The 19,327-nt window shown below is 67.0% G+C and carries 20 protein-coding genes and 3 tRNA genes; 13 read left to right on the forward strand and 10 right to left on the reverse strand.

Going from position 1 to position 19,327, the window contains the following annotated elements; translation table 11 throughout:
* The first annotated feature begins 49 nt into the window (after window positions 1–49).
* Window positions 50–481: a YbjQ family protein gene (locus RH857_RS07360; protein WP_310537330.1), complete on the forward strand. Its 432-nt coding sequence runs from the start codon at window positions 50–52 to the stop codon at window positions 479–481.
* Between the two features lie 35 nt (window positions 482–516).
* Complete coding sequence (locus RH857_RS07365) at window positions 517–1,275, forward strand: alpha/beta fold hydrolase (protein WP_310537331.1); 759 nt, start codon at window positions 517–519, stop codon at window positions 1,273–1,275.
* 49 nt (window positions 1,276–1,324) lie between these two features.
* Here RH857_RS07365 and putP read toward each other — a convergent pair whose 3' ends face one another.
* A complete protein-coding gene (gene putP, locus RH857_RS07370) occupies window positions 1,325–2,833 on the reverse strand; it encodes a sodium/proline symporter PutP (protein WP_310537332.1) in 1,509 nt (502 codons plus the stop codon).
* Window positions 2,834–2,932: 99 nt separating this feature from the next.
* On the opposite strand from putP, the gene RH857_RS07375 reads away from it, so the two are divergent.
* The 3 genes from RH857_RS07375 (at window position 2,933) to RH857_RS07385 (ending at window position 4,355) form a co-directional block, all read left to right on the forward strand.
* Window positions 2,933–3,220: an MGMT family protein gene (locus RH857_RS07375; protein ID WP_310537333.1), complete on the forward strand. Its 288-nt coding sequence runs from the start codon at window positions 2,933–2,935 to the stop codon at window positions 3,218–3,220.
* An 87-nt stretch (window positions 3,221–3,307) separates the two neighbouring features.
* A complete protein-coding gene (locus tag RH857_RS07380) occupies window positions 3,308–3,697 on the forward strand; it encodes a hypothetical protein (RefSeq protein WP_310537334.1) in 390 nt (129 codons plus the stop codon).
* Window positions 3,690–4,355: an RES family NAD+ phosphorylase gene (locus tag RH857_RS07385; protein WP_310537335.1), complete on the forward strand. Its 666-nt coding sequence runs from the start codon at window positions 3,690–3,692 to the stop codon at window positions 4,353–4,355. The genes RH857_RS07380 and RH857_RS07385 overlap by 8 nt, the downstream gene beginning before the upstream one ends.
* 68 nt (window positions 4,356–4,423) lie before the next feature.
* Here RH857_RS07385 and RH857_RS07390 read toward each other — a convergent pair whose 3' ends face one another.
* Window positions 4,424–5,095 carry a TrmH family RNA methyltransferase gene (locus RH857_RS07390; RefSeq protein WP_310537336.1) on the reverse strand — a complete coding sequence of 224 codons (672 nt, stop codon included), beginning with the start codon at window positions 5,093–5,095 and terminating at the stop codon, window positions 4,424–4,426.
* Between the two features lie 268 nt (window positions 5,096–5,363).
* Between RH857_RS07390 and RH857_RS07395 the strand changes: the two genes are divergently transcribed.
* On the forward strand, window positions 5,364–6,638 hold the full coding sequence (locus RH857_RS07395; RefSeq protein WP_310537337.1) for a MalY/PatB family protein: 1,275 nt from the start codon (window positions 5,364–5,366) through the stop codon (window positions 6,636–6,638).
* 9 nt (window positions 6,639–6,647) lie between these two features.
* Window positions 6,648–7,193 (forward strand): GNAT family N-acetyltransferase, encoded by a 546-nt coding sequence (locus RH857_RS07400; RefSeq protein ID WP_310537338.1) that lies wholly within the window; start codon window positions 6,648–6,650, stop codon window positions 7,191–7,193.
* Window positions 7,194–7,201: 8 nt separating this feature from the next.
* Here the strand turns inward: RH857_RS07400 and RH857_RS07405 are convergent, their stop codons facing one another.
* Window positions 7,202–8,044, reverse strand: a complete 843-nt coding sequence (locus RH857_RS07405) for a GAP family protein (RefSeq protein ID WP_310537339.1) — start codon at window positions 8,042–8,044, stop codon at window positions 7,202–7,204.
* A 139-nt stretch (window positions 8,045–8,183) separates the two neighbouring features.
* On the opposite strand from RH857_RS07405, the gene RH857_RS07410 reads away from it, so the two are divergent.
* Both RH857_RS07410 and RH857_RS07415 read left to right on the forward strand, forming a co-directional pair.
* Window positions 8,184–9,578, forward strand: a complete 1,395-nt coding sequence (locus tag RH857_RS07410) for a sensor histidine kinase (RefSeq protein ID WP_310537340.1) — start codon at window positions 8,184–8,186, stop codon at window positions 9,576–9,578.
* Complete coding sequence (locus RH857_RS07415) at window positions 9,575–10,366, forward strand: response regulator (RefSeq protein WP_310537341.1); 792 nt, start codon at window positions 9,575–9,577, stop codon at window positions 10,364–10,366. The genes RH857_RS07410 and RH857_RS07415 overlap by 4 nt, the downstream gene beginning before the upstream one ends.
* Window positions 10,367–10,590: 224 nt before the next feature.
* Here the strand turns inward: RH857_RS07415 and pyrE are convergent, their stop codons facing one another.
* Complete coding sequence (gene pyrE, locus RH857_RS07420) at window positions 10,591–11,178, reverse strand: orotate phosphoribosyltransferase (protein ID WP_310537342.1); 588 nt, start codon at window positions 11,176–11,178, stop codon at window positions 10,591–10,593.
* Window positions 11,179–11,319: 141 nt separating this feature from the next.
* On the opposite strand from pyrE, the gene nadE reads away from it, so the two are divergent.
* Together nadE and RH857_RS07430 are read left to right on the forward strand one after the other, a co-directional pair.
* Window positions 11,320–12,141: an NAD(+) synthase gene (gene nadE, locus RH857_RS07425; protein WP_310537343.1), complete on the forward strand. Its 822-nt coding sequence runs from the start codon at window positions 11,320–11,322 to the stop codon at window positions 12,139–12,141.
* Window positions 12,142–12,178: 37 nt separating this feature from the next.
* Window positions 12,179–12,982, forward strand: coding sequence for an exodeoxyribonuclease III (locus tag RH857_RS07430; RefSeq protein ID WP_310537344.1), 804 nt, complete (start codon window positions 12,179–12,181; stop codon window positions 12,980–12,982).
* A gap of 94 nt (window positions 12,983–13,076) precedes the next feature.
* On the opposite strand, the gene RH857_RS07435 is transcribed toward RH857_RS07430, so the two are convergent.
* The 4 genes from RH857_RS07435 to RH857_RS07450 form a co-directional block, all read right to left on the reverse strand.
* The gene (locus tag RH857_RS07435) at window positions 13,077–13,499 is read right to left on the reverse strand and encodes a DUF4282 domain-containing protein (RefSeq protein ID WP_310537345.1); all 423 of its coding nucleotides are present in this window, start codon (window positions 13,497–13,499) and stop codon (window positions 13,077–13,079) included.
* Between the two features lie 177 nt (window positions 13,500–13,676).
* Window positions 13,677–13,749: transfer RNA gene (locus RH857_RS07440), tRNA-Phe, on the reverse strand.
* Window positions 13,750–13,770: 21 nt separating this feature from the next.
* Window positions 13,771–13,844: transfer RNA gene (locus RH857_RS07445), tRNA-Asp, on the reverse strand.
* Between the two features lie 78 nt (window positions 13,845–13,922).
* Window positions 13,923–13,995, reverse strand: a tRNA-Glu gene (locus tag RH857_RS07450).
* 124 nt (window positions 13,996–14,119) lie between these two features.
* Between RH857_RS07450 and RH857_RS07455 the strand changes: the two genes are divergently transcribed.
* Window positions 14,120–14,485 carry a metallopeptidase family protein gene (locus tag RH857_RS07455; RefSeq protein WP_310537346.1) on the forward strand — a complete coding sequence of 122 codons (366 nt, stop codon included), beginning with the start codon at window positions 14,120–14,122 and terminating at the stop codon, window positions 14,483–14,485.
* A 354-nt stretch (window positions 14,486–14,839) separates the two neighbouring features.
* On the forward strand, window positions 14,840–16,978 hold the full coding sequence (locus RH857_RS07460; RefSeq protein WP_310537347.1) for a C40 family peptidase: 2,139 nt from the start codon (window positions 14,840–14,842) through the stop codon (window positions 16,976–16,978).
* Between the two features lie 165 nt (window positions 16,979–17,143).
* On the opposite strand, the gene RH857_RS07465 is transcribed toward RH857_RS07460, so the two are convergent.
* Together RH857_RS07465 and RH857_RS07470 are read right to left on the reverse strand one after the other, a co-directional pair.
* The gene (locus RH857_RS07465) at window positions 17,144–18,193 is read right to left on the reverse strand and encodes a universal stress protein (protein WP_310537348.1); all 1,050 of its coding nucleotides are present in this window, start codon (window positions 18,191–18,193) and stop codon (window positions 17,144–17,146) included.
* A gap of 106 nt (window positions 18,194–18,299) precedes the next feature.
* Window positions 18,300–19,295: a glycerophosphodiester phosphodiesterase gene (locus RH857_RS07470; protein ID WP_310537349.1), complete on the reverse strand. Its 996-nt coding sequence runs from the start codon at window positions 19,293–19,295 to the stop codon at window positions 18,300–18,302.
* Between the last annotated feature and the right edge of the window lie 32 nt (window positions 19,296–19,327).

Below are 19,327 nucleotides of genomic sequence, written 5' to 3' on the forward strand. Positions count from 1 at the left end.
GGACGTCATGTTCAGCGGATGCCCCGGTTCAGCGACGTATGATCGCGACATGATCGTTGTCACCACAGACACTGTCCCTGGCTACCGGGTGGATGCAGTCTATGGAGAGGTCACGGGGGTGACGGTTCGGGCCCGCAACGCGTTCGCGAACTGGACCGCCGGGGTCCGCTCCACCTTTGGCGGTGAGGTTCCGGAGTTCACCGAAGCGCTGCTCAATGCCCGGCAGGAGGCGGTGGGCCGGATGGTCTACGACGCTCAGCAGCGCGGGGCAAACGCCGTGCTCGGGATGCGCTTTGAGACCTCCGAGATCAACGGCTGGACCCAGATCTGCGCCTACGGCACCGCGGCCGTGACGCTTCCGCTGGCCCAGGGTGAGAACGGGGCCACCGGACAGTCCGCCTACATGGCCCGCCAGAGCAGCCAGCATCAGGGCAACCACGCGCCCATCGACTTCCAGGCGCAGCAGCCCCCGCGCAGCTGAGCCGGCGCACGGGGCTGGACCGAATCGATTCCGGTATGGCCGAAGAGCATGTCGAGGAGTTCCGGCACCGCGGCTGGACCATGGTGTACTCCCGCACAGGCCTGCGGAGCGGGCCCGGTGTGGTCCTAGTGCACGGAATCGGCATGGGCCGCAAGGTCTACACGGACCTCGCTGCTGAGCTGGGCCGTCACATGAGCGTCTACTCGGTAGACCTTCCAGGATTCGGGGATTCCCCCGAGCCCAGCGCGGCTGCCGATATTGCCACCACGGGAGATCTCATCGCGGAGTTCATTCGCTGGGCTCCGCTGAAGAACCCCGTGCTGGCGGGCCATTCCATGGGCGGACAGGTCGTGGCCGAGGCCCTGGCCAGGCATCCCGAGCTCAGCAGCCGGGGGCGTGCTCATCGCTTCCGCGGTCAACCGCGCCGAGCGCCACGCGGCCCGGCGGGCGCTGCGCATGGTTCAGGACCTCAGCGGGGAAAGCCCCAAGGTGCTGGCCCTGGGCACCCTCCACTATCTGAAGGCAGGCCCACGCTCGTTTGTGCGCAAGATGCGACACTGCTGAACCACCGGCTTGAGGAAACCTGCCCGAACATCAGCGCCGAGGTGCTGGTGCTCGGCGGCGAGAAGGACCGGGTGTGTCCGCGCGCCTGGCTGGAGGAGATCACCGAGCTGCTGCCCCACGGGCGCCTGGAGGAAATCCCCGGACGCGGGCACGAGGCCGTGATCAACACCCCTCAGCCTGCCGCGGACCTGATTCTGGAGCACGCACGCCTGCGCCCGCCGGCGCAGTGAACACAACCGTCGGCGGGCGCAGGGGTTGAAACCGTCGGGGGCGATGCTCCTAGGCGGCGGCCTTCTTCCGGCGCGCGGTTTCCACGGCCAGGGTGAACTCGCGCTCCATCTCCGCGTTCTCCCGGTAGGTGAACCGGCTGACGACGACGGCGACGACCACGTTGGCGATGAAGCCGGGGATGATCTCGTAGAGGGAGGCGCCGAAGATCTCGGGCCCGTAGGAGGACCACAGGAACACGGTCGCGGCGCCCACCACCATGCCGGCCAGGGCGCCCCAGTTGGTCAGGCGACGCCAGAACAGCGACAGCAGAATGACCGGACCGAAGGAGGCGCCGAATCCGGCCCAGGCAAAGGCCACGAGCTCCAGGATGGTGCCGCCGGGGTTCAGCGCCAGCAGGGTGGCGATGATCGCGACGACGAGCACGCAGACACGACCCATGAGCAGCAGCGCCTTCTGGGAGGTGGTGCGTCCGAAGACCTGGTAGAGGTCCTCCACGAAGGCCGAGGAGCTGACGATGAGCTGGCTGGAGACGGTGCTCATGATGGCGGCCAGCACGGCGGCGAAGACGAAGCCGACGATGAGCGGGTGCAGCAGGATCTGGGAGAGAGCCAGCACCACGTGCTCGGGGTTGCCCAGCTCGTGCTCAGTGTTGTTGAAGTAGGCGATGCCCACCAGACCGGCCGCCACGGCGCCGGCCAGGGAGAGGATCATCCAGCCGATGCCGATGCGGCGGGCCGCGGTGGCGGAGGCGGGGTTGCGCAGAGCCATAAAGCGGACGATGACGTGGGGCTGACCGAAGTAGCCCAGGCCCCAGGCCAGTGCGGAGACCAGACCGATGACGGTCGCTGCGGTGAGCGTCTCGCCGCCGATCAGGGACAGACGCGAGGGATCGACGTCGCGGATCACGGTGACGGCTTCGCCGACGCCGCCGAGGGAGAACAGGGCGATGATCGGCACGATCAGCAGGGCAAAGAGCATCATGCCGCCCTGGACCACATCGGTCAGGGAGGCGCCGAGGAAGCCGCCGATGAGCGTGTAGAGCAGGGTCACTCCGGCCACGATGAGCATGCCGGTCACGTAGGGAGTGTCAAAGGCCAGGCGGAAGAACTCGCCTCCGGCGACCATCATGGAGGAGACGTAGAAGGTGAAGAAGACCAGCACGATCACGCCGGAGGCCACGCGCAGCAGGCGGGAGCTGTCGTGCAGGCGGTTCTCGAAGAAGCTGGGAATGGTGATCGAGTTCTTGGCGACCTCCGTGTAGGAGCGCAGTCGCGGAGCCACCAGGCGCCAGTTCAGGTAGGCGCCGATGGTCAGACCCACGGCGATCCACGCCTCGATCAGGCCGGCCAGGTAGATCGCACCCGGCAGACCCATCATCAGCCAGCCGGACATATCCGAGGCGCCGGCGCTGAGCGCTGCAGCCCAGGAGGGCAGTTTGCGGCCGGCGAGCATGTAGCCCTCATGGTCCGTGGTGCGGCGATAGGCGAAGATCCCGATGGCGACCATCACTGCGAAGTACAGGATGAGCGCAAGGATGAGGTAGGACTGATCGGACAAGAAAACCCCTTCAAGGTGCCTCAGTGGCGTGACGGTGACCACAGCACTGTAGTCGCTTCGCGGTCCCCTCGCATGTCGGCAGGCGGAAAGGATGTTCCGGTGGACGAGCAGACCCATGAGCATGTCCGCGAGCTCATCGCCTCCGTGCCGGCGGGACGCGTGGCCACCTACGGCGACATCGCCGCCCTGGCGGGCCTGTCCACACCCCGGCTGGTGGGCCGGGTGCTGAAGGAGGACGGGTTTGATCTGCCCTGGCACCGGATCCTTCCGGCCACCGGGGTGCCCGCGGCGCATCTGCGCACCGAGCAGCTGGAACGGCTCCGCGCTGAGGGAGTACTGGCCGAGGGCAGCCGCGTGGACATGCGCCGCTACCGGTGGCAGCCTTAGCACCAGTCTGCGGTCGCCCCCACAACGCAAGAGGCGTATAGTGGACAGAACAGGGACATCCTAAGGACACCGCAAGGGGTGAGGAAGATGCCCGATCAGAACCTCATTGATCCGCATGCGCTCAGCCGCACCAAGGCACATAATCGTTCCGTTCAGCTGAGCACCGAAGACATCACCTCTGAGCTGGTGCGCGTTCTCGGCAGGCAGCTGCTCGCGTTCATCGTCGGCAAGGACCCTAAGAGTCTGAGCCGCTGGGCGGCCGGTACTCACAGTCCCAAGGATCGCGAGGAGAAGATTCTCCGCAACGCCTACCAAGTCTTCGCACTGCTTGATCCAGTGGAAAGCGATCACACCATCCGAGCATGGTTCATGGGCATGAATCCCCAGCTGGATGACGAATCCCCTGCCGAAGCCCTGTCAGAGGAGCGCTTCCGCGACGTCGCCACTGCAGCTCGTTCCTTCGTCAACGGTGGCTGAGCCGAAGCTCGTCGACGCGCCCGTCACGCTCTGGCGCGTCGGCCGTCACCCGAATCCTCTGAACTTCTCCAGGCTCACCGCCACCGACGCTGAGAACCCGCGCGGCGGCAACCGCTTCGACGTGCCCGGCGGAGGGGTCCTCTATGCGGCCACCCGCCCGCAAGGCGCCTACGCGGAGACGTTGGCCCGTTTCCGGCCATCGGCCGCAATGCGCAAACTGCGGCATGAGGCGGACGAACATCTCATGGAAGCTGGAGCCGTACCGGCGGACTGGCGGACGCGACGCCGGTTGGTCAACTTCACGCTACACGCACCTCTGCCTTTTATCGATGTTGATCATCCCGCGACTCACACTGCCCTGATGAGGGCACTGTCCACCGAACTCACCGCCCTCGGACACGATGAGCTAGACATCGCCGCCCTTCGAGGCAAGGACCGCCTACTCACTCGAGCCATCGCCAAATGGGCGTTCACCCAGACCGACGACGATGGCAACCCGTGCTACGCGGGAATCCGCTACCAGTCCCGCCTCGGCGATTACGAATGCTGGGCAGTATTCGACGGTGCCGAGATCATCAACTCAAATCCCCAAGTGCTCTCCAAGACAGATAGAGAGCTTCTGGAGATCGCCCGTATCTTCGATCTCTCCATCCACTGACCCGGAGCACTTCCAGGCAAAGCGGGGATTCCCCTCATCAGGTCCGTACCCGATGATGACGGCCTGCCTCAGGTGAGATGGGCGTGCTGGCGGATCCAGGCGTGCATGGCAATACCGGCGGCGACCCCGGCGTTGATGGAGCGGGTCGAGCCGAATTGGGCGATGGACAGCGTGGCCTGTGCCGCCGCCCGGACCTCGTCGCTCAGCCCCGGCCCCTCCTGACCGAAGACCAGCACGCACCGGCGCGGCAGATCATAGGTCTCCAGCGGAACGGAGTCGGGAAAGAGGTCCACGCCGAGGACCGGCACGCCGGCGTCGTCGGCCCATGCCACAAACTCCTCCACACTGGGGTGGTGGCGGACGTGCTGGTACTTGTCAGTGACCATTGCACCGCGGCGGTTCCACCGCTTTTTCCCGATGATGTGCACCTCTTTGGCGAGGAACGCGTTGGCGGTGCGCACCACGGTGCCGATGTTGAAGTCGTGCTGCCAATTCTCGATGGCCACGTGGAACTCATGGCGGCGCGCATCCAGATCCGCCACGATCGCCTCGTGCTTCCAGTACCGGTACTCGTCGACGACGTTGCGCCGGTCGCCCTCGGTGAGCAGGCGGGGGTCCCAGTGCTCGCCCTCCGGCCAGGGGCCTTGCCAGGGGCCCACCCCCACTTCGCGCTCCGCCGGTGGCTCCCCTGCCGGACCGCTGGAGGCGCTCTCCTCGGGCGGCGTGTTCTGAGTCTGCATCGCCTAAGAGCCTAGCGCTGCTTGTCGCGTCGATGCTTCACGCGCGGGCGCGGCCGGCACCGGAGCCAGCCCGGAAAGTGTGCCGAAACTGCGGTTTCGGCCCCTGAATCGGCCCTCACGCTGCAGTTTCAGCACACTATCTATGGGAACAGGGCCGCGGACGACCGAGGGACGCCGAGCCCAGGGCAGCCGGCGCGCCCGAGTCCGCTCGCAGGACGGCGAGGCCACAACCGGGACTCCGCGGCAGGAGCTTCAGTACAGTGGGCCCATGGGTGAGATCGCCAATCCACTGGAACAGCTCAGCCTGGCCACACTTCGGCAGCGGACCTCCGCCAAATGGCGCACCTACCCCGCTGACGTCCTGCCGCTGTGGGTCGCCGAGATGGATGTGCCCCTGGCAGAACCGGTGGCCGATGCCCTGCGCCGGGTGATCGAGCTCGGCGACACGGGGTACCCCGCCGGCACCGCCTACGCGGAGTCCCTGGCGAGCTTCGCCTCGCGTCGGTGGGGCTGGAGCCCCGATCCCTCTCTCATGCGCCCGGTGCCCGATGTGATGCGCGGGGCCGCTGAAGCCATCAAGGTTCTCACCAGTCCGGGCGACGCCGTCGTCGTCAACTCCCCGGTGTACCCGCCGTTCTTTGTCTACACCCAGACCGAAGGACGCCGGGTCATAGAATCCCCCCTCACACCCTCCGGCCGACTCGACCTGGACGGGCTGGAGAGGTCCTTCTCTGAGGCGCGGACGACGTCGTCCTCTGTGGTCTACCTGCTGTGCAGCCCCCAGAATCCCACCGGCGCGGTGCACAGCCGCTCCGAGCTGGAGGCTGTGGCCGCCCTTGCCCGGCGCCACGGTGTCCACGTGGTGGTCGACGAGATCCACGCCCCGCTGGTTCCGCCAACGGGGGCAGCCGGGATCGGCCCCACGGGCGCGGCGGACGGACCCGAGTTCGTGCCCTACCTGAGCGTGGATCCGCACGGGATCTCACTGATGTCGGCCTCTAAGGCCTGGAACCTGCCGGGGCTGAAGGCCGCGCTGCTGATCCCCGGCGAGGAGGCCGCCCCGTACGCGCAGGCCCTGCCCAAAGAGCTGCAGTACGGCCCCAGCCACGTGGGACTGCTCGCCCAGACAGCGGCCTACACCCACGGGGAGCCGTGGCTGGATGCGCTGCTGCAGGGCCTGGCCGCCAACCGGGAGCTGCTGGCCTCGCGTCTGCCGGAGCTGCTGCCCGCCGTGGAGTGGACTCCCCCGGAAGCGACCTACCTGGCGTGGCTGGACTTCACCGCATACGGGTTCGACGACGCCCCCACCCCGGGCATCGAAACCCCCGCCGTGGATACCCCCGCACCCGAGTCCTCCGCCGAGGCGGTCGCACGGCGGGGGCCAGCGCGGTTCCTGCTGAAGGAGGCCAAAGTGGCACTGACCGCGGGGCACCCGTTCGGCACGGGCGGGCAGCGCCACGCGCGGCTGAACTTCGCCACCTCCCAGGAGATCCTCACCGAGGCGCTGGAGCGAATGAGCCGAGCGCTGAGCTCCCGGCTATGATCCATTCTCGTGACTGATACCGAGGTCTTCATCCACGACGCCGAGCCACAGGACATGCCCGCCGTCGCCGAGATCATGACGCACTACGTGGAGCACAGCGTCATCACCTTCAGCGAGGAGCCTCCCAGCGTGACCTACTGGGAGGAGCAGCTGCTCGCCAAACAGGCCGGCGGCCACCCCTTCCTAGTGGCCGAGGCCGACGACGAGGTGCTCGGCTTCGCCTACGTCAGCCCCTGGAACCCGAAGTCGGCGTACCGGCACACGGTGGAGAACACCATCTACCTGCGTCCAGGAACCGGCGGCCGGGGTCTGGGAACCTCGCTTCTGAGGGTGCTCATGCAGCGGTGTGCGGCAGCCGGGCACCGGCATATGATCGCCCTGCTCACCGACGACGAGTCGACCCGGGCCTCCTACGCCCTGCACCAGCGCTTCGGGTTCACCGAGATCGGCCGGCTCCGCGACGTCGGCATCAAGCACGGTCGGTCCCTGAGCGTGATTCTCATGCAGTGCACGCTGTCTGCTCCCCAGCCGGCAGCCGGCGACGACGTCGGCTGATCCGCTCGTCAGAGCAGTCCCTCCAAGGGGCCCGCCTCCTGCAGCCCCTCCAGAGCGTTGAGTCCGAGGAAGAGTCCCACCAGGAACAGAATCAGGGCCACGGTGCCGTTGGCGTGCCGGCTCAGGAACACCTCGAGCTTCTTCAGCGGCTCCTCCAGCAACCGGCGAGCCAGTACTCGTGCGGCCAGCAGCACGAGGGCAGGGGTCACCATGACCAGGCAGTAGAAGAGGATCAGGGCACTGGAGAGCGGCATTCCCGGGTCCTCGGCGGCCACAAACCCAATACCGGCCAGGTACGGCAGCAGGGTCGCGATCTCCAGACCCACCGCGGCCAAAGCCAGTGCCAGCAGTGCCGCCACTCCCCCGCCGGCGCCCTCGCCCACGGCCCGTTCCCGGAACCGCTGGACGCGGCCACTGCTGCCGCGGGCCTCCTCGCGCTGGCGTTTACGTTCCTTACCGGCCTGAGTCATGGGGTCCAGCCGGAGGCTGTACCAGATGAGTCCCGCCGCCAGCACCGCCTGCCCTACCAGGAAAAGCGAGGACTCCCGAGCCTGGTTGAAGGCCTCCAGCATCTGGTCCCCCACCAGCAGCAGACTGCCCAGCAGCACCAGCCCGATGACGGCATAGGCCCCGGCAACCACCAGCAGATAGAGCAGCACGCGGCCGGCCCGCAGACGCCCGGGGGCCATCAGCAGCCAGATGGGAATGAGCAGGGTCCCGAAGCTGGTGGAGTCGATCAGCGCCAGCACCGCCAGCACACCCACCACCGCCCACAGCGACTCTGCGCCGGGCATCCCGCCCAGGAAGTTCCCACTCATCGGGTTCCCATTCAGCGGCAGCATCTCGATCATGCCCACCAGCCTCGCCCGTCCCCGCCGGGGCGGACATCGGCCGAAGGATCGAATCCTGCACATCGTGTCGTCGTCGTTCTCCATCCTTGGATGGAGGCTCGCAGGGAACGTATGTGGTCGAATGTCAAAGGTGAACACCATGCGTCGTCAGCTGCAGCAGCACCTCACCGTGGGGCTTGCGGTGCTGGTCCTGGCTGCGGGCTGGGCTGGAGTCTGGGAGACCGCGCCCTGGTGGCAGGCACTCGGAGTGACCCCGCAGACGTGGTGGCACCTGGGACCGCTGGCGCTCATGGCAGGTGCCATCGCCCTGCGGTCTCGTCGCCCCGCCCTGGCGTTGGGGCTGGGTCTGCTCATTGTGCTGCTGGACTTAGGTATCGGACCGAATATTGGGATCCTGCTGTGCCTGACCGATCTGATCTACGGGCTGGGCATCCGTGCGGCGCCGCGGACGGTGCGCGTGGTGGAGGGGCTCTTCGCGGCGGTGACCGTGGGGGCGGTCATCCTCACCGCCGCCACCGGCGGGGATGCCTCAGCGATGCTCAATGCTGCGCTCATCGGGGTCGCGGTCTTCATGGTGCCGCTGTGGTGGTCGGCCGAGGTCAGGCGCGGTTATCCCCTGTGGCAGGACAATGACGCACGGGCGCAGCTGGAGGCTGAACGGCACGCTGCGCTGACCCGTGAGCATGAGCTCAAGCGCCGCACCGCCGTGGAGGAGGAACGGCGCCGCATGGCCCGGGAGCTGCACGATTCAGTCTCCTCCCACGTCTCGGCGATCGCGCTGACCTCCGGGGCAGTGCTCAACGCTCCCGCACAGGCCGATCGCGACCGCCGCGCTTTGGAGACCATTCGCACCACCTCGGTGGAAGCCCTGGAGCAGCTGCGCGACATGGTCCAGCTGCTGCGCAGCCAGCAGAGGCAGGCCGAGGAGGAACCCGGCGAGCGCGCCGGTCAGCACCACCCCGGAGAGCAGGACTATGCCGAGCTGCTGGCCGATGCCACCTGGGAGGACGTGGTGGAAAGGGCCCGGAGGCAGGGGCTGCAGCTTAGGGTCGACGGTGATCCGCCCCGGCACCTCTCCCCCGGGCTGCACCACGTGCTGCTGAGGGTCCTGCAGGAGTCGCTGACCAACGCGCTCAAGCACGGAGACGGCACCGCCCATGTGCAGGTGAGTGCCGGACCGGCTTCCCGGAAGCAGCGCAGGATCCGCCTGCAGGTCACCTCGGGCCTGAGGCCCGCAGCGCCCCTGCCCGCCACGCTCAGGCACGACGACGGCGGACCCGGCCGCACTGCCTCAGACGACTCCGACACTGCCACCGGCACCGCGCCCCTGACCACCGGCACGGCACCTCTGGGCACGGGGACCGGACTGCTGGCCATGCAGGAACGGGTCCAGCTGATGGAGGGCCGGCTTCGCGCAGGTCCGGTGACTCTCCCGGACTCCGGAGCGCCCAGCTCAGGGACCACCGCATGGCGCGTCGAGGTGGAGCTGCCGGACCGGAAGAGCACAGCTGATCAGAGAAAGGCCGCACAGTGAGCGTAGAGACATCCCCGCAGTCGATATCCCCATCCCCGCGGATCACGGTGCTGCTGGCTGATGACCATGCCAGCATCCGCGCCGGCCTGCGCCTGCTGCTGGAGACCGCCGAGGGCATCGAGGTGGTGGGTGAGGCCGCCGACGGTGCCGCCGCGATCCGGCAAGTCAGGGCCCTGGCCCCGGACGTCGTGCTCATGGACGCCCGCATGCCCGGCACCGACGGCATCACGGCAACCCGCCAGATTGTGGCGGAGAGCTCGTGTGAGGTGCTGATGCTGACCACCTTCGACCTCGATGAAGTCGTCTTCGGTGCACTGCGTGCCGGCGCCGCCGGCTTCCTGCTGAAGTCCGTGGAGCCTGCACGGCTCATTGAAGCCATCCGGCAGGTCGCCGCAGGTGACGGCGTCATCGCCCCGGAAGTCACGCGCAAGCTCCTGGACGCCTTCGTCGCCAGCGCGGGATCCACCGACGACGACGCCCCCGACGACTCCCCGCGCCCGAGCGGCACCGCGGCCCGGCCTTCCGCTCCTCCAGCGTCCGGCGGCTCTTCCGGCACCGCGCAGCTGCGGTCCCGCATCGAGGAGCATCTGACACCGCGCGAGCAGGATGTGCTTGCTGCCCTGGGCCGTGGCCTGTCCAATGCTCAGATCGCCGAAGAGATGGTGATCAGCCTGGCCACCGTGAAGTCGCACGTCTCCAGCGTGCTGTCCAAGCTGCACCTGAGTTCACGGATGCAGGCAGCCATCTGTGCCCGCGAAGCGGGCCTGGTCTCCTCACGAAAGAGGTGAAGAACGTGTTCAGACGGTGGCGACGTCGTCTTACGGCTGCCGGCGGTATTTCCTGTGCCGGGCGGGGTGATTGAGGTAGCCACCACGACCATTGGGCTCAAGCGGATCCACTACGTCCCTGAGGGCGGTGAGCCGCGGATGCGCTGACCGTGCGCTATCACTGGCTGCTCGACGGCGAGCTTCCGGGCATGGAGGACTGATCCCGTACCGGGGCCGGCGGGGGCTCAGTCCAGTCCGAGGTCGGACTTGGAGAACGCGTAGAGGTAGGGCACCCCGGCCTCGGCCTCAATGCGCTCCTTGGCACCGGTGTCGCGGTCCACGATGACGGCCACGGCCTGAATGTCACCGCCGGCGGCACGCACGGCCTCGACCGCAGTCAGCGCCGAGCCTCCGGTGGTGGAGGTGTCCTCCAGCACCACGACCTTGCGGCCCTCCACGCTGGGGCCCTCAACCTGGCGTCCCATGCCGTAGCTCTTGGCTGCTTTGCGGACCACGAAGGAGTCCAGCGACCGTCCCTGGCCCGCGGCCGCGTGCAGCATGGCGGTACCCACCGGGTCCGCGCCCATGGTCAGGCCGCCCACGGCCACACACTCCACCCCGGCGTCGTCGAGCATCTGCAGCATGACCCGGCCCACCAGCGGGGCTGCTTCATGATGAAGCGTGATGCGGCGCAGGTCGATGTAGTAATCAGCCTCCTTACCGGAGGAGAGCGTGACCTTCCCGCGCACCACGGCCAGCTCATCGATGAGCTGCTGCAGGCGGGAACGGTCGGCGGCGGGGTCAGAGGCTGCGGTGGCGGGGGTGGAGGTCATGGGCACCATCCTAAGTGCCCTCCGGCCAGGGTTCCCGGACCGGACCCCGCCGCGGGCATCGCCAGCACGCCGTCCCACCTTCAGGGAATACTCAGGGAACATTCACCTTCCGGCAACACGGCGCTGAGTAGACTCGCTGGCATGCGTGAGATGCAGAAGACCATCATCGAAGAAATGGGCGTCAAGCCCCAGATCGATCCTGCCGAGGAGGTCTCCCGGCGCGTGGACTTCCTGGCGGACTACCTGAAGTCCACCGGGGCCAAGGGTCTGGTGCTGGGCATCTCCGGCGGCGTGGACTCCTCGCTGGCCGGCAAGCTGTGCCAGCTTGCGGTGGAGCAGCTGCGGGAAGAGGGCGCAGAGGCCCACTTTCACGCCATGCGCCTGCCCCACGGCATCCAGCACGATGAGCAGGATGCGGTCCGGGCACTGGAGTTCATCTCCCCCGACTTCACCCACACCTTCAACATCGAGAAGGCCGTCACGGGCGTGGACGTGGCCTTCGCCGAGGGCTTCGGCAGGAACCTCCTGGACTACCACCGGGGCAACGTCAAGGCTCGCCTGCGCATGATCGTCCAGTACGCGGTGGCCGGTGAGAAGGACGCCTTGGTCGTCGGCACCGACCACGCGGCCGAGTCCATCACGGGCTTCTTCACCAAGTACGGCGACGGCGGCGCCGATGTGCTGCCGCTGTTCACTCTGAACAAGCGCCAGGTCCGGCAGTTGCTGAAGCACCTGGGCGCTGACGAGAAGCTGTGGCAGAAGGCTCCGACCGCGGACCTGCTGGACGAGACCCCCGGTCAGCTGGATGAGACCGAGCTGGGCATCACCTACGACCATATCGATGACTACCTGGAGGGTCGCGAGATCCCCGAGTCCGAGGCGCAGAAGCTGGAGAAGCGCTACCTGGTGACCCGCCATAAGCGCACGGTGCCGGTGAGCATCCTTGACGAGTGGTGGCGCTGAGGCGCCGTACACCGGCGCGATTGATACGGTGGACCGCGTGCGAATTGCAACATGGAATGTGAATTCAATGCGCGCGCGGGCAGACCGCGTGGAGGCATGGCTGGAGAAGTCCGACGTCGACGTCCTGGCCATCCAGGAGACCAAGTGCAAGGACGACAACTTCCCGTGGGAGGTCTTCGAGCACAACGGCTATGACGTCGCCCATTTCGGCTTCAGCCAGTGGAACGGCGTCGCCATCGCCTCTCGGGTGGGGATGTCCGACGTCGAGCGGACCTTCCAGAACCAGCCGCCCTTCGGCAAGGGCGGGAAGGATCCCGTTCAGGAGGCCCGGGCCATCGGGGCCACATGCGACGGCGTGCGGATCTGGAGCCTCTATGTGCCCAACGGGCGCACCCGCGAGGACGAGCACATGGTCTACAAGCTCGCCTGGCTGCGCCAGCTGCGCGAGCACGCGCAGTCGTGGCTGGCTGATGATCCCCAGGCCCAGATTGTGCTGGCCGGCGACTGGAACATCGCACCCCAGGATGAGGACGTCTGGGACAATGAGTTCTTCGAGAAGAACCAGATGACCCACGTGACGGAACCCGAGCGCAGTGCCTTCCGGGAGTTCCTCGAGGCCGGTTACACCGATATGGTGCGTCCTCACGCCGAGGGTCCCGGGGTCTACACCTACTGGGACTACACGAGTCTGCGCTTCCAGAAGCGCCAGGGCATGCGCATCGACTTTCTGCTGGGCTCCCCCGCGGTGGCGCAGCGGGTCGAGAACGCGTTTATCGACAAGGACGAACGCCGCGGCAAGGGCGCAAGCGATCATGCTCCCGTCGTCGTGGATCTGGCCTGAGACCAGCCCACGCAAACAGCGGTCCGGCAGAATTACGACGGAGCCCGCCACCCCTTCACCGGGGCGGCGGGCTCTGTCGTAACGAAGTAAGTGGCTACTTCTTCTCGGAAGTGCGGATGGCTGCCACCGTCAGCTCGGTGAGGAGGCGGCCGAAGATGACCACCAGCGCCGGGATGATCCAGCTCAGCAGCACGGCTTCGAGGAAGGTCCACACGGCGAAGTCGTTGGCCATCGAGGCGCGCACGAGCGCGTCGATGATGTTAGCCAGCCACCAGATGCCGGCCAGGGCCACGATGAGGCCGAAGAAAACCTTGCCGAAGCGCTCGGCGTGCAGGGTCTTGAAGCTGAAGTCGAAGAGGGCGGAGAAGCCGTTGGGGCCCTTGTTCTGCGCCGGCTGCTGCTGGGAGTAGCCGTATCCACCCTGCTGCGGGTATCCCTGCTGGGGGTAGCCCTGCTGCGGGTACTGGGGAGCCGGCTGTCCGGGCTGCTGGGGTGCACCTTCTGGCTGCTGCGTCATCGTATTCCCTCCTGTAAGAGTCCGTATCCTGGCGGAAACTCAAGGTATTCTGCCTGCTCACAACTTACCCCACGCCCCAGGCACAATAAAGCGTCGTCAATGGCCTTCCGGGGGACTCCCAGGAAACAGAAAAGCCCCGGACCAGATGGTCCGAGGCTTTCCGTGACACCGGGTTCGTGGCTCCGACCGGCGTCGATCCGGTGACCTTTCGATTTTCAGTCGAACGCTCTACCAACTGAGCTACAGAGCCTGACTAAGAACCGGCGTCGAGCGACCCTGACGGGACTTGAACCCGCGACCTCCGCCGTGACAGGGCGGCGCGCTAACCAACTGCGCTACAGGGCCTTATTCTGTTTTGTGCCGCTCGGCACGAGGAGAAACTCTATCAGAGTTCCTCCGGCTGGTCCAAATCGTCCCAACCTGTACCCCCAACGGGATTCGAACCCGTGCCGCCGCCGTGAAAGGGCGGTGTCCTAGGCCGCTAGACGATGGGGGCCCGAACCCTCATCAGGGCTGAACGAGCAGCCCCATGGGGGAACCTGTAAAAGTCTAGTAGCACTGCGCGCGAGTCGGCAAATCCCCCAGCTTGCACACGCCACGGTCATGACAGACTGGGGCGCATGGCTTACCGCATGAGCGACGAGGAGTTCGACGACGCCGTCGCCGAGGCCCTGGACCTCATCCCCCAGCAGCTCGCTGCGCAGCTGGATAACGTAGCCATCTTTGTTGAGGACCGCTACACCCCTCAGCCCTGGGAAGACCCCCACACCACTCTGCTGGGACTCTACGAGGGTATACCGCTGACCGAGCGCGGAGCCGAGCCCTGGGCCATGCCGGATCGCATCACTCTGTATAAGGAGGCGATTGAAGCGATCTGCGAGACCCACGAGGACGTCGTCGAGCAGGTGACCATTACTGTTATTCATGAGGTCGCCCACTTCTTCGGCATCGACGACGCCACCCTGCACCGGCTGGGATGGGGCTAATAGCACAGGGTGGAAAAGAAGTCCCGGAACCTCAACCTTAAAGTAGGTTGAAGGTTGCTTGAGACCGTTTTGTGACCTTACTCCCCCGGAATCACACGGAAGTAGCCCTCACAGCTTCGTCACAGAAACGACACGAGCTATTGCCAAGGTTGCGATTGCGCAACTATCGTTACCGGCGTAGCACCACGAAGGGTCATCAGGTTTACGCGTTTCCCATCGCTAGTCGCTTCACCAGGGGTTCCCACCTTTATTCCTCCTGGAAAGCGTCTGCCTGCCTGAGGACTGCCACGGCCTGCGCACCCAAGGCTCAGACCGTGTGCGTGCTGCACAAGTGAGGAAAAGTGAGGAACTACCGTGAACTACCGTCGCAATCTCGCGGTGGCGGCCGTGACTGCCGTTGTCGTGACGACAGCGCTTGTCGGGACGACTCTGCCCGACCTGGTCGCTGACCGCGCCACCAACGCCGTTCAGGACAGTCAGGACCAGAACCTCTCCGACTCTGTGGTGGTCACCGAGCTGCCCGACATCCCCTCCGCCAAGGAAATCTCCACGGCACGGGAGTCCGCCGAGGCCACCGATCAGATGATGGCCGATATCTCCGAGCGCATCGCTCAGGCCAGCGACCGCGCCATGGAGATCGAAGTTCAGATCCAAATGGAGCACGCCGCGGCTGTTGAGCGCCAGGTGGCTGCCGACGAAGCCGCCCGCGAGGCCGAGGAGGCCCGTGAGGCCGCGGCCCAGGTTGAGGCCTCCGCAGCGGCCGAGGGCTACCGAGAGGAGGACACCTCCGCCGCCGATGTGCTGCTCTCCGACGAGGACGTGCTGGCAGAGGATGCCACCGATCAGTACCTCGACGAGCAGGCCGAACAGGAAGCCGTCGAAGCCGAGCAGGCAGCCCGTGAGGCTGAGGAGCTCGCCGCTCAGGCTGAGCGCGAGGCTGCCGAGGCTGATCGTGCCGTGCAGGCTGCCGCCTCCAACGCGGAGGAGCTGAGCACCGACGTCGACGAGGTCGGTGAGCGCCTCTACGATCTGCTGGTGGCACTCAAGGAGCTCGAGGGCTGGGAAGGCGATCTGCAGTCCTTCTTCGAGCATGTGCTGGGCAATTCAGACTTTATTGACGAAAACGGCGAGGTAGACCACGAGCAGCTGGCCTACCGCATCCAGCACCTGCGTGCTCAGGCTGAGCAGGCACGTGTGACGGATGAGGACGCTGAAGAGGCAGCCGCCGAGGCGGAGGACGAGACCGCTGAAGGCTCTTCGGAAGGCGCGGAAGGGGAAGCCGCACCTTCCGAAGAGCCCGAGGCCACCCCCTCGGCCACGCCGACTCCGACTCCTTCCGCGACGCCCACCCCCGAGCCGGAGCCCTCCGCGACGGCGACCGAGTCGGCTGAGCCGACTCCCACTCCGACGCCGACGCCGACCGCGAGTGTGCCAGCCTTCGATGAGCTCAGCTCTGATCAGCAGGCTCTGCTGACCGACGGCGCCGAGCTGGAGTCCGGCTTCAGCGGCGGGGCGCGCGACTACTACGCCCTGGTCCGGGACAACGACGGGCTGACCACTGAGTCCGGTGCCGTGAACTGGGAAGCCCTGAGCTCCCATGTGTCCTACCTGCGCTCCCAGGCCGAGCCGGAGGAGACCGCGACTCCCACCCCGACTCCGAGCCCCACCGCGTCGCCTACCCCGACTCCTACTCCCTCGGCGACGCCGACCCCGACGCCCACGCCGACCCCGACGCCCACTCCCACACCCACGCGGACTCCGACACCCACGCCGACCCCGGCACCGGCTCCCACGCCCTCGATTCCTGGCTGGAACGGGCTGAGCCAGTCGGTGCAGGATCTGCTCAACAAGGGCGCGCGACTTGAGCCCGGCTTCAGCGGGACTGGTGGCGATTACTACCGAGCCGTGCTGCGCAATCCTGACCTGACCAACGCTGACGGCACGGTCTCTCAGCAGGCCCTGCGCTGGCACGTGGACTACCTGGAGCGTCAGCACGCTCCGGCGCCCTCCCCGACGCCGACGGCAACCCGCACCACCCAGGCACCGGCTCCCAGCCCGACTCAGACGCAGACTCAGGCTCCCGCGCAGAACCCCAACCCCCAGCCGGCCTCCAGCGGCGGCGGTGGCGGCGCTGTGGCAGCCGACTGGGCCGTGGCTACCGTCAACCGCGGCGACAGCTTCTACAGCTGGGGCGGTAACGGCCCCAACGGCTTCGACTGCTCCGGTCTGACCTCTGCAGCCTTCCGCCAGGCAGGCATCAACCTGCCCCGCACCGCCCAGCAGCAGTTCAACAACGGTGGCACGCAGATTCCCTTCAGCCAGGCTCGCCGCGGCGACCTGATCTTCTGGGGCGGCAACGGAAGCATCTTCCACGTGGGCATCTACCTGGGCAACGGCCAGGTAGTGGAAGCCCTGAACCCTTCCATAGGCGTGCGTGTGGGACCGCTCCTGATGTCCAACCAGCTCAACCCCACCGCGGTGCGGCCGGGCTGATCCACGCCAGTCTCTCCAACGGGTGAGCCCCGGTGACCGTGATGGTCACCGGGGCTCACCCGTTTTCTCATGCCTGCACTGCGCCACCGGCCACCCGACGTCACCTGGCCACCGGCGTCATCGGACCACGTCACGCCTGCCCGGGGCCCGCAACCGCGGGAGTCGTCAGAGGACCGGCTGGAACTCCGCCCGGTTCTCCAAACGCTCGTCGTCGCTCTCCGGAACCACCATCAGGGGACCCTCAGCGTGCTGAATAACGCCCTGTGAGGTGGAGCCCAGCAGCATCCCGGCGAATCCGCCCCGGCCCCGAGTGCCCAGCACCGTCAGCTGAGCGGTGCGCGTCTCCCGCACCAGAACATCGACCGCGGTGCCGTCGATGACCTCGTATTCCACCGCCAGGTCCGGGTAGTGGGAGTTGATCCAGCGCCGGCCTGCCTCAAGCTTCTCCTTGAGCTCGTTGACCGCGCCGGAGTCCTCGATGTGCGTGGGGATCCACACCAGCGTGGCCCCCAGCGGGGGCAGCGCACACACCAGGCGCAGCGTGGTGCCCCTGTCCTGCGCCTCCTGCGCGGCGACCAGCGCGGCCACGCGCCCGTAGTCCGAACCATCCACACCGGCCACCACGGGCCGAGTGTCGGAGGTCCCCAACGGATGCGCTCCCTGGTCGATCAGGTCCTGGGTAGCCGCACCCGGCTCGTCATGGGCCGAGACCACCGGGATCGCTCCGGTGGCGGTGGTCACCGCGTTGGACTCCTGGGAAGAGAACTTCAGCGGCACCAGGACGGTGGGACAGTGGGCGTGGGCCGGGAGGTTCACCGACACTGATCCCAGAAGCCGGCCGAAGAACCCTCCGCGGCCCCGGGAGCCCACCACCAGAATCTCCGCGCGCTGCGAATACTCCAGCAGGACCCCGGCGGGATCACCGGATTCAATCGTGTAGTTCACCGGCCCCGGATAGTCGCGGAGGAACTGCCGGGCCTGATCCAGCACCTTCTCGGCTCCCGAGCGGAGCGTGGAGTCGTCCATCATTGCGTACCCGCCGTCCATGGAGGACGCGGCAAACGCCGGCAGCGAGTAGGCGGTGACCACCGTCAGATCCAGTCCGCGCCGGTGCGCCTCCGCTGCGGCCCAGTGCGCCGCTCGCAGGGACTGTTCCGAACCATCCACTCCGACCACGACGCCGTAGCGCTTGTTCTCTGCCGATGCTTGCGACATGCTGACCTCCCTTGGCTGTGCCCACATGGTACCCAGCCGCGGGCACCTTGACGAGGCCCTCTGCCAGAGCGGCTCGTCCCCCTCAGGCGTAGAGGGGCTGCCAGGCTCAGGCGGCGACGGTGCGCAAGATGCGTGCGGGGTAGTTGGTGGTCAGCTCCTGGACCCCCAGCTCCACCAGAGCCTGGGCGTCGCTGACGGAGTCCACGGTCCAGACCCGCAGCCGGGTGCCGCGAGCAACCCAGGCTTTGATCTCGGCCTTATGCTCCAGGGAGTACTCCACGGAGGGGCCCGCCAGGCCTGCCTGCCGGTTCCAGACCATGGACTCGGAGTCTTTGACGGTGCCGCGCATGACGGCGGCGACCACCGGCCGCAGCGCCGCGGAGAAGCGCAGGTGATGGATGCGCTTGGTGACGTGTGACTCGGTGACAGTGGTGAACAGCGCGCACAGCGCTTCGGTGGAGACCGTCTCGGCCAGGTAGCGGAGCGAACCAGGGTAGAAGCTCATAAAGGACACGTAGACGCGGTACTGACCCTGGTCCCCAGCGGGGATGGTCGAGGTTTCAGGGTCCCATCCGAAGCTCAGCAGCACCTGAAGGGCCCGCTCCTCGAGTCGGTTGCCGTAGGGCGAAGGGTGTTTGAACTCCACGGCCAGCCCGATGTCCCGTCCGGCGTCGACCAGCAGTTCCAGGGTGTCCTGCAGGGTCATCAGCTGCTGGGACGTGCTGCCGTAGTGGGCGGGAAGCCTGGGCGTCTTCCAGGAGACCACGTCCAGCGCCCGGAGCTGTGACAGCGTCATATCCGCCACGGCACCGTGACCGTTGCTGGTGCGGTTCACCGTAGGATCATGCAGGCAGATCGCCTCACCGTCCCGGCTCAGGTGCAGGTCGATCTCCAGCCCGTCGGCTCCCTCAGCGATGGCTCGCATGTAGGCCGCGCGGCTGTGTTCCGGGAAAAGCCCAGAGGCACCGCGGTGGGCGAAAACCCGGGGACGACGACGGCGGAGCCTATGCTCCGGTCCCGTTGCGAGGTCCAGGTCCTCGGGAATGGTGTGGAGCGCCGCAGCAGGGATGCGGCCCAGCGGACGTGCGTGTGTGATCGCCACGAGCCCCACGCTAGACAGGCCTGAGGAACTGC

Origin of the sequence: Nesterenkonia flava (genome assembly GCF_031432335.1) — a bacterium.
Taxonomy (GTDB): domain Bacteria; phylum Actinomycetota; class Actinomycetes; order Actinomycetales; family Micrococcaceae; genus Nesterenkonia; species Nesterenkonia flava.